Annotated in this window: 3 protein-coding genes; all 3 read right to left on the minus strand. The window is 63.6% G+C overall.

The features are described from left to right. Window positions 1–366: 366 nt before the first annotated feature. Window positions 367–1,374 (minus strand): SDR family oxidoreductase, encoded by a 1,008-nt coding sequence (locus F1542_RS10245; protein ID WP_275944689.1) that lies wholly within the window; start codon window positions 1,372–1,374, stop codon window positions 367–369. A 109-nt stretch (window positions 1,375–1,483) separates the two neighbouring features. Further along, window positions 1,484–1,834, minus strand: a complete 351-nt coding sequence (locus F1542_RS10250; RefSeq protein WP_010508718.1) for a RidA family protein — start codon at window positions 1,832–1,834, stop codon at window positions 1,484–1,486. Further along, window positions 1,809–2,816, minus strand: a 1,008-nt coding sequence (locus tag F1542_RS10255; RefSeq protein ID WP_227672652.1) for an FUSC family protein, incomplete at its 5' end; no start/stop codon positions are given. The genes F1542_RS10255 and F1542_RS10250, both read right to left, overlap by 26 nt.

Raw genomic sequence — 2,816 nt, forward strand, 5'->3', positions numbered from 1 at the left:
ATTTCGACCTCCACCACAGGCTGGGCCTGCGGAATTTTCTTGTTACTGAAGTAATTGGGAAACGCCACGAACGCCCGATTGGGTGCATGATCCGCCACAGCGGCGCAACAAAAATCACAACCGGGCAGGCCTCCCGGCACCCGATCCCGTGACGGCCCGCTTCATACCCGCCCACGCGGCCAGAAAACTGGCGTGACCGGCATTACCATGGATGGGAATCGGAAATGAAACGCCCGGCATCGGTAATCATGCCAAAGGCATAATAACACGCTGCAACCCCCAGCAGCATCAGCAGGCAGGACATAATGATACGCATCCACGCCATGTGCCATTGCAGCAACCATGCTGCAAGGACATTACGCGCGTTTATTCCACGCCCGTGCCCCCGGCGGCGGCATAGACCTGACCGGTGATATAACTGGCTTCGGATGAGGCCAGCAGGACATAGACGGGTGCCAGTTCCACAGGCTGGCCCGCACGGCCCATCGGGGTCTCGCCGCCAAAATTATGGATGTTTTCTTCCGTCTGGCCGCCACTGACCTGCAGCGCGGTCCAGAACGGGCCGGGGGCCACCGCATTGACGCGGATGCCACGGTGGACCATCTGCTTGGCCAGTGACTTGACGAAGGCGACAATCGCCCCCTTTGTCGCGGAATAATCCAGCAGGATTTCAGACGGGCTGAACGCATTGACCGACGCCGTGGCGATGATCGCGCCCCCGCGCGGCATAAGCGGGATGGCCGCCTTGCTCAGGTAAAACAGCGCGTAGATATTGGTGCGGAAGGTTTCATCAAACTGTTCGTCGCTGATATCAAGGATACTGTCCTGATGGCGCTGGCGACCTGCATTGCTGACCAGAATATCCAGCCCACCCAGCTCCTGATGCGCGCGCTGCACCAGGGTGTCACAGTATTTGCGGTCCCGCAGATCACCGGGCAGGGCCACGGCCTTGCGCCCGGCTTCGCGGATCAGGGCGATGACCTCCCGCGCGTCGGGTTCTTCCTGCGGCAGGTAGGCGATCGCCACATCCGCTCCCTCACGCGCATAGGCGATGGCGGCCGCCCGCCCGATGCCGGAATCGCCCCCCGTAATCAATGCCTTGCGCCCGGCCAGCCTGCCGGAACCACGATAGCTGGTTTCCCCATGGTCGGGCCGTGGCGTCATCTTGCCCGCAAGACCGGGCCAGGGCTGCGACTGCTGGGGAAAGGGCGGACGGGGATAGGCATTTTCGGGGTCCACCAGCGCAGGCGTGGGGGCCGCCATTTCCGTGGCAGCATTGGACCGGCCGGCACTGGCAGCCGAGACAAGCCCGGCTGCTGCAACACCCGTCAGGACCTGGCGGCGGGATGAGGCGTGGCTGTTATCATCTGGCATGGTGGTCTGCTCCCTGTCATGGGCGGCTCCATGGGACCGCATTCAGGAATCTGAACAGGTCGGCCACGCCACGGTTGCATGAAAACAGGCGCGCAGAACCGCCCGCAGGTCAGGGCAGGGCTGCGATGCCGGTGATTTCAACCTTCCAGCGCGGATCGGCCAGACGGGCTTCCACTGTGGCCCGGGCGGGTTTGGCGTCACGGTCCAGCCACGCATCCCATGCGCGGTTCATCGCGGCCATGTCGTTCATGTCGCTGAGGAAAATCTGTACCGACAGCAGGCGCGCGCTACTGGTTCCCGCTTCCGCCAGCAGGGCGTCGATCTGGCGCAGGATGTCAGCCGTCTGGCCTTCGGCATCAAGGGTGGGGTCATCAGCCACCTGCCCGGCCAGATAGACGGTATGCCCATGCACGACGGCACCGGTCAGGCGTTCCTCAGGTTGCAGGCGTTTGATGGTCATGGGTGGCTCCTTCAGGCTGGTACGGGTTCATGCCCGGCCCGGTCGGTCGCGAATCGGGCAGGACATGGAAACGGTGGGTAATATCGAAAAACCGGGCATGCGCCACAAGTTCACGCACCAGTATTTCCAGATAGGCGACACTCCACCCCAGATCGAGGCGACGCGACAGGTTCCCCTCCGTCGCCACACGCGCCCGCACGCAGGCCAGCGCGTTTCCCGCCATCTGGGCCAGACCGGCTGGCGGCTGGCCCCGCCATGCGGCAAAGCCTGCAATCGTGTGTTCCACCGCCTGCCGGGCATCGGGCGGCAGGCTGCCACGGTCCAGCATGCGCCGTAGCCGGATCAGGTTCAGCCCCACGGTCATGGCCGCCAGCACCCCGTCCAGATAGGCATTGGTCTGGACATCGGACATGGAGACGGAATGGCGGACCAGACGTGCAAAACGTGCGGTCAGCACATTCACCCATGCACCGGTATCGGGAATGGCGGGCGCCCGTGCGATACGACGCAGGTCACCCACCATCTGGCGGCGCATGCGCCAGCGTTCCGTGTCCTGATCAAAGGGCAGTACCAGCCGGAACACCAGCACGCTGCACCATATTCCCAGCACGACCGCGCTGTTGGTATTGAAAAAGGTCAGTTCATCCAGCCGTGACTGGTTGCCCGGATAGACCATGAAGGGCAAGAAATTGTTATAGGGTGCGGCGGTGCCCACCGTACGGGCGTCACGCAGCGCAAGCCCCCCCACCATCATGGGCACGAACAGCGACGCGACCAGCGTTTCCCACACCGCCTGCCGGGGCAGCACGACAAAGGTCAGGAAGGCCGCCACCACCAACGCCCAGACTGCGCCGCGCAGGAAGCCCAGACTGTCCTGCACCGGGTTTTCATTGGCGGCAAAGCGGCTGCATGTCACCACGACGAACATGGCAAACGTCGGCCCGTCGGGCCAGCCCGTTACTTCCCACACCAGCCCCCCCAC

Origin of the sequence: Komagataeibacter sp. FXV3, assembly GCF_015155755.1 — a bacterium.
Classification (GTDB): Bacteria; Pseudomonadota; Alphaproteobacteria; order Acetobacterales; family Acetobacteraceae; genus Komagataeibacter.